This window comes from Sandaracinobacter neustonicus (genome assembly GCF_006385875.1).
Classification (GTDB): Bacteria; Pseudomonadota; Alphaproteobacteria; order Sphingomonadales; family Sphingomonadaceae; genus Sandaracinobacteroides; species Sandaracinobacteroides neustonicus.
In genome coordinates this window covers 63,405-70,017 of record NZ_VFSU01000023.1, presented here as the reverse complement: position 1 = coordinate 70,017, position 6,613 = coordinate 63,405, and the positions used below count along the sequence as shown (strand labels likewise).

General features: G+C 66.9%; 5 protein-coding genes, 1 pseudogene and 2 riboswitches. Of the genes and pseudogenes, 4 read left to right on the top strand and 2 right to left on the bottom strand.

The features are described 5' to 3' along the window. Positions 1-765: pseudogene (locus tag FJQ54_RS08710) on the bottom strand (IS1380-like element ISKpn23 family transposase); the annotation flags it as partial. 587 nt (positions 766-1,352) lie between these two features. After that, complete coding sequence (locus tag FJQ54_RS08705; protein ID WP_140928031.1) at positions 1,353-2,954, bottom strand: AMP-binding protein; 1,602 nt, start codon at positions 2,952-2,954, stop codon at positions 1,353-1,355. Positions 2,955-3,052: 98 nt separating this feature from the next. Here FJQ54_RS08705 and FJQ54_RS08700 point away from each other — a divergent pair, with 98 nt between their 5' ends. The 4 genes from FJQ54_RS08700 to FJQ54_RS08685 all read left to right on the top strand — a co-directional run bounded on the left by FJQ54_RS08700 (position 3,053) and on the right by FJQ54_RS08685 (position 6,612). Beyond that, positions 3,053-4,027, top strand: a complete 975-nt coding sequence (locus FJQ54_RS08700) for an NADPH:quinone oxidoreductase family protein (protein ID WP_181160065.1) — start codon at positions 3,053-3,055, stop codon at positions 4,025-4,027. A 59-nt stretch (positions 4,028-4,086) separates the two neighbouring features. Beyond that, positions 4,087-4,175, top strand: a riboswitch (glycine riboswitch). Between the two features lie 9 nt (positions 4,176-4,184). Further along, positions 4,185-4,287, top strand: a riboswitch (glycine riboswitch). Between the two features lie 51 nt (positions 4,288-4,338). Further along, the gene (gene gcvT, locus FJQ54_RS08695) at positions 4,339-5,472 is read left to right on the top strand and encodes a glycine cleavage system aminomethyltransferase GcvT (protein ID WP_140928029.1); all 1,134 of its coding nucleotides are present in this window, start codon (positions 4,339-4,341) and stop codon (positions 5,470-5,472) included. A 16-nt stretch (positions 5,473-5,488) separates the two neighbouring features. Further along, on the top strand, positions 5,489-5,857 hold the full coding sequence (gcvH, locus tag FJQ54_RS08690) for a glycine cleavage system protein GcvH (RefSeq protein WP_140928028.1): 369 nt from the start codon (positions 5,489-5,491) through the stop codon (positions 5,855-5,857). Beyond that, positions 5,857-6,612, top strand: a complete 756-nt coding sequence (locus FJQ54_RS08685) for a class I SAM-dependent methyltransferase (protein ID WP_140928027.1) — start codon at positions 5,857-5,859, stop codon at positions 6,610-6,612. Before gcvH ends, FJQ54_RS08685 begins: the two co-directional genes overlap by 1 nt. Position 6,613: the final 1 nt, after the last annotated feature.

The following is a 6,613-nucleotide window of genomic DNA, read 5'->3' as shown; positions in this document are numbered from 1 at the left end:
GTAGAAGAATCGGGCTTCTTCCAGCCGCTCATAGATCGCGGGGATCGCGTAGGCGGCGTCAGCCCGGAAGAACCGGCCGCAAAGGTCGCGCTCCGCGTAGCGGGCGATGACGGGGTCGAGAACGTCCCGCCAGCCATCGGCGCTGTGGACGTTGCCATGGCGCAAGGCGCAGCGCTCCAGCATGCCGAACTGGTTGAACAAAAAGTTCGGGTGATAGCAGGTGCAGTCGAAATGCCCGTTCCAGGCCGCGCCCTCCTGATCGCCATGGGTGGGGCTGACCGAACTGTCCATGTCCAGAACGATGTACTTCAGCCCGTTACGGTCATGGAACCGGTCGATCCATTGGCCATTCAGGTCGGCCAGCGCGGCACGGTTCTCGGGCTGTGCCAGTGTCTCGGTCTCGAACCGTCCCATCTGCGAGGCCGAGGCCGCTTGCGCATCGACAGCCCTTCCACCCACGACCTGGCGCATCACCGGATCGAGGGCCAGGCGGTCGGCGTCGTTCACATCCTCGTATCCGGCCAGTCGCCCGAACACCGATTGCCGGAACAACCCGTCAAGCCGGTGGACCGTGTTCTTGCCGCGCCGGGTGTCGCGCAATGCTTTTGCCGCCAGATCGGACAGCCCGAGCGCGTCATCCAGCTCGCGCATCACCAGCAGGCCGCCGTCGGAACTGAGCTGCGCACCTCGGAACTCCACATGCACCCGGCGGTCGAACTCGACCCGATCTGCCCGCTTCGAACCCGCACCCTCTGGGTGATCCATCAAACGCGCCCCTCACGGCCATCAACACCATGATTTATATCGGAAATATTGAGATCCTGACAGCAAAATCAGCGATTTACTTGGGGAATGTGGGATGATTTCCCTGCACCCTCAAAATTGGTGTTGCGGCCTAACTCGAACGCCGTGTGAGTGATCAAATTCGATTGCCTGCGGCGCTACGTGGCTCTCTCCCCCTGCAAGGGGGAGAGTTGGAGAGGGGGTGTCACCGCCGGGCCTGATCCACCAACCTCCCCACAAACCCACCGCCCCACCCCTCACCCCAACTCGCTCAGGCTGAGCTTGTCGAAGCCCCCAACGCGGAAGCGCAACGGCTAAGCCCCGGGTTGCGCAACATGGGGCTTCGGCAAGCTCAGCCTGAGCGGGGGGAGGGTGACGGGACGCTGCCCAAAAGCGCCGCAGGCACTAAATCCCCAAACTCGCGCCAAGCGGATGGCCCCACCCCAACCCCTCCCCTCAAGGGGAGGGGCTAAAACGTCGGGGGTGCAGGGGAATCATTCCCCTGCCGGGGGAGTTTGAGGGGGCGGAGCCTCCTTAACTCCGAGGTTGCCGACTTAACCGCAACGCCCTCAAGCCGCCTTCACCGCCGCATCCTCAGCCAGTTTCCGCGCGGCGTCGTAGTCCGCCTTGCCGTTGGGGGCGCGGGGGCATTTGGGGGCGATCACGACATGCTTGGGGGCTTTGTAGGCCGCTAGGTTGGCCTTCACATGCGCGATCAGTTCGGCTTCGGTGACGGCGGTTCGGGCTTCCACCACGGCGGTGACGGCTTGCCCCCATTTTTCGTCTTTCACGCCGAACACCAGCGCGTCTTCGATTGCCGCGTGGGTTTTCAGTGTTTCCTCAACCTCTTCGGGGAAGATTTTCTCCCCGCCGGAGTTGATGCACTGGCTGCCCCGGCCCAGCAGGACGATGCTGCCGTCTGCTTCCAGCACGCCGAAATCGCCGGGCATGGTGTAGCGCTGGCTGCCGATGGTGATGAAGGTGGCGGCGCTTTTCACCGGGTCTTTCCAATAGCCGCGCGGGATCAGCCCGGTGCGGGCGATGCGGCCGGGCACGCCATGTTCGGTGATGATGCGTTTTTCGCCGGTTGCCTCGTCGATCTCCACCAGCACGGTGCCTGCGTCGTGCAGGAAGCGGGTGGGGGCGTCGGCGTTGGCGGCGGTGGAGACGGACGCGCCATAGCCGAGGCCTTCGGACGATCCGTAGCTGTCATAGCAGATCATCGTCGGGCAATGGCCCAGCAGCCCGGCCTTGATTTCGGGAGACCACATGGTGCCCGAGGAAATCATCATCCCCACCTGCCCCAGCCGGCCTTCGCCGCCTTCGATGGCGCGCAGCAGCGGGCGGGCGAAAGCGTCTCCCACGATCACCAGCACGTCCGGGCTGTGCAGCTCAGACAGTTTCAGCGCCTCGGCCGCATCGAAATTGCGCGAGGCGGCGGTGATCACCGTGCCGCCCAGCGCCATCGCGTAAATCCCCATCAGCAGCCCGGTTCCGTGCATCAGCGGCGGCAGCGCCAGCACCTTGCGCCGGGCCGCGCCTGCTTCCACGGCGGCGATATGGGCTTCAAGGCTGTCCGGCGCGGGCATTCCGGGCAGCGGCGCGCCGCCGCCCAGCACCGTCCACAGCGCGGCCTGATCCCACATCACGCCCTTGGGCATGCCGGTGGTGCCGCCGGTGTAGATGAACAACATATCGTCTGCGCTGTGATCGGCCTGAACCGGGGCGGAGGGGCCATTGGCCACGGCATCGAAATCCTGCGCCCAGTGCGGCGGGGTGCCGCCCACCTGCAGCCACAGCTTCACGCCGGGCAGGCGGGGGCGGATCGTTTCCAGCACCTCTGCGAACTCCGCATCGTAAACGACGACGGCGGAGTCCGAATTGTCCAGAATATAGGCCAGTTCCTCGCCGGTGTAGCGGTAGTTCACGTTCACATGCACGAGCCGCGCCTTGAACGCCGCGCCGGTGGTGAGGAGATAGGCGGGCGAATTGCGCATCAGGTGCGCCACCCTGTCTCCGGCCTGCGCGCCCGCTGCCAGAAAGGCGTTGGCGAGCGCGTTGGTCTTGCGGTCATAGTCAGACCAGCTCACCACCTCGTCGCCGTGGATCAGCGCCGGGGCATCCCCGAGCCTGCCGCCGAGCGCCGACAGGATTTGTCCGAAGCTGAGCATCTCTCTCTCCCATTACCACTCCCATTTGTTGCGGAATTGACATGGGGGACAGCCCTGCCGCAACCCGCCATAAGGGAGAGACGCGAGGGAGAGGCGATTTGCGGGCATGGCTTGTGGAACGGCTGGCGGGGATCGACGCGCTGCGGCTGGCGGAGCTGCCGGACCCGGCCGCGCCCGGCGCGGGCGAAGTGACGATGGCGGTGTCTGCCGTGGGGCTGAATTACCCCGATCTGCTGATGCTGTCTGGCGGATACCAGTATAAGCCGCCCTTGCCCTTCACGCCGGGGATGGAGGGCGTGGGGCGGATCGTCGCCGTGGGGGAGGGGGTTTCCGGCGAACTGCTGGGGCACCGGCTGCTGATCGGCGGGCGAACCGGCTTGCTGGCGGAGCAGGTGACGCTGCCGCTGGCCACCTTGCGCGAAGTGCCCGAGGCGCTGAGCGATGCGGAGGCGGCTGGCTTCACCACCGGTGCGCTGACGGCATGGATGGCGCTGGCCGAGCGCGGGCGGCTGGCGGCGGGCGAGCATGTGCTGGTGCTGGGCGCGGGCGGCGGCATGGGGCTGGCGGCGGTGGCGATGGCGAAGGCGCTGGGGGCCGAGGTGACGGCGGCGGCCTCGTCGCTGGCGAAGCTGGAGGCGGCGCGGGCGGCCGGGGCGGACAGGTTGCTGCTGCTGGATCGCGATGCGCCGGACCTTTCCACGCTGAAGGGGGCGGTGGATGTGCTGTTCGATCCCGTGGGCGGCCCGGCGGTCGGCCCGGGGCTGAAGACGCTGCGGCGGGGCGGGCGCTATCTGGTGATCGGCTTTGTGGCGGGCGCGCCCGAGCGGGTGGCGACCAATCTGGCGCTGCTGAAAGAGATCGAGATTCTGGGCGTGCGCGCAGGTGAGGCGGGGCGGCAGGATCCGGCGCTGGGCGCGCGGGCGATGCACGAGATCGACCGGATCGCGGGCGGCGGCCATCTGAACCCGGCGATCGGGCTGGAGGTGCCATTTGAGCAGGCACCGGAGGCCTTCCGGGCGATGCAGGATGGAACGCTGCTGGGGAAGGCTGTGATCCGGGTAAGCGCCGGGTAAGCGGTTGACCGAATCGCGGCCGCCGGGCACAGCTTCTCGTGTCGGCGGGTCACAAGCCCGGCGGCGCTGCGGGAGAGTGAGGGGAGACCCTCCGCCGAAGGAGCAACCGCCCCCGGAATCTCTCAGGCCAACGGACCGCAGCGGCGCTTTCGTAAGGGAACGGCAGTCTGGAAAGCGGCTGCAGCGATGCAGCCCACCGAAGGGGTAAGCGGGCGCAAGCCCCGTGAAAGCTCTCAGGTACTCGTGACAGGCGGGGGCGGGGAACGCGCTTCTCATGGGGAGGAGCGTCTTCGCGTCACGAGGAGCCGTGCATGGCTGAGATCGATCTGTCGAGTTGCAAGACCCTGCCTCTGGATGCCTTGCACAAGCGGCTGGGCGGGCGGATGGTGCCCTTCGCCGGCTATGCCATGCCGGTGCAATATCCCACCGGCGTGATGGCGGAGCATCTGTGGACACGCGAAAGCGTCGGCCTGTTCGACGTGAGCCATATGGGCCAGCTGACGCTGGACGGCGAAGGCGCGGCGGAGTGGCTGGAGAGCATCGCGCCGGGTGATTTCAAGGCGTTGGCGGCCGGGCGTATGCGCTATTCGCTGCTGCTGGCGGATGATGGCGGGATATTGGATGACCTGATGGTCACCAACACGGGGTCGCGTTTCTACTTGGTCGTGAACGGCGCGACCAAGCATGACGACATCGCCCATATGCGCGCGCGCCTGCCCGCTGGCCTCACGCTGACGCACATGGAAGACGCCGCCCTGCTGGCGCTGCAGGGGCCGAAGGCGGTGGAGGTGATGTTGCGGCTGGGCGTGACGCCGGAGTTCCCCGATATCCCCGCCATCGATGCGATGAAGTTCATGACGGCCGGGCCATATCTGTGGAAGGGCGTGCGGCTGGGCATCAGCCGCTCGGGCTATACCGGCGAGGATGGTTACGAGATTTCGCTGCCCGCGAGTGAGGCGGAGGCCTTTGCCGAGGCTCTGCTGGCGGATGAAGCGGTGAAGCCGATCGGCCTTGGTGCGCGGGATTCGCTGCGGCTGGAAGCCGGGCTGCCGCTCTATGGCCATGATCTGACGCCGGAGATCGAGCCGGTGGAGGCAGGGCTTGCCTTCGCCATTTCGAAGCGCCGCAAGGCCGAAGGCGGTTTTCCCGGCGCGGCGCGCATTCTGAAGGCGCTGGCCGATGGCCCGGCGCGCAGGCGCGTGGGGCTGAAGCCGGATGGCCGCCAGCCCGCGCGCGAGGGCGCGGAGCTGTTTGTGGGTGACGCGAAGGTGGGCGTGGTGACGAGCGGCGGCTTCGGCCCCTCCGTCGGTGCGCCCGTCGCCATGGCCTATGTGGATGCGGCGCACGCCGCAGAGGGGGCAGCGCTGGAGATCGAGGTGCGCGGCAAGCGGCTTTCCGCCACCGTGGTGCCGATGCCGTTCCACCAGAAAAATTACGTTCGCTAGAACAAGGGGATAGAATATGCGCTACTACACGAAAGACCATGAGTGGATCGAAGTCGCGGGCGACACCGCGACCGTTGGCATCACCGATTATGCGCAGGGCCAGCTGGGCGATGTGGTGTTCGTGGAACTCCCTTCAGCCGGTGCGGCGGTGGCGGCCGGCAAGGAAGCCGCCGTGGTGGAAAGCGTGAAGGCGGCGAGCGAAGTTTATGCGCCTGTTTCCGGCACCGTCGTGGAAGCCAACAGCGCGCTGGAAGCGACTCCCGATCTGGTGAACACATCGCCCGAGGCGGACGGCTGGTTCTTCAAACTGACGCTGTCCAACCCGGATGAGCTGGACGGGCTGCTGGACGAAGCCGCCTACAAGGCGTTTGTCGAAACTCTGTAATGGGTTGGAACCCCGCCGATTATGCCGAACATGCGGGCTTCGTGCCCGCCCTTGGCGCGCCGGTGCTGGCGTTGCTGGCGCCGCAACCGGGCGAGGCGATCCTCGATCTGGGCTGCGGCGACGGCGTGCTGACGGCGCAGCTGGCGGCGGCGGGCGCGGATGTGCTGGGCGTGGACAGCTCGGCCGCCATGCTGGCGGCGGCGCGGGCAAAGGGCCTGAATGTGGAAGTGGCGGACGGGCAGGCGCTACCGTTCCACGCCCGTTTCGACGCCGTCTTTTCCAACGCGGCGCTGCACTGGATGCCAGATCAGCAGGCGGTGGCGGAGGGCGTGTTCCGCGCGCTGAAGCCGGGCGGGCGCTATGTCGGTGAATGCGGCGGCTTCATGAACATCGCCGCCATCCGCACCGCCTTGCGCGCCGTGCTGAAGGCGCATGGCTACAGCCCGGAATCGGGCGGCGGGCAGACCTATCTGACGGCCGAGGCCTTCGCCGCCATCCATCAGGCGGCCGGGTTTGCCGAAATCGACGCCCGCATCATCGCCCGGCCGACGCCGCTGCCCGGCGGCATTCGCGGCTGGCTGAAAACCTTCCGCGCCGGATTCCTCGACGAATCCGGGGTGCCGGAAGCGGCCCGTGCCCAAGTGATCGACGAAATTGAAACGCTGCTGGAACCCGTGCTGAAAGACAGCGCGGGCAACTGGAGCGCCGATTATGTCCGCCTGCGCTGGCAGGCGAAAAAGCCCCTTCAGGAGTAGA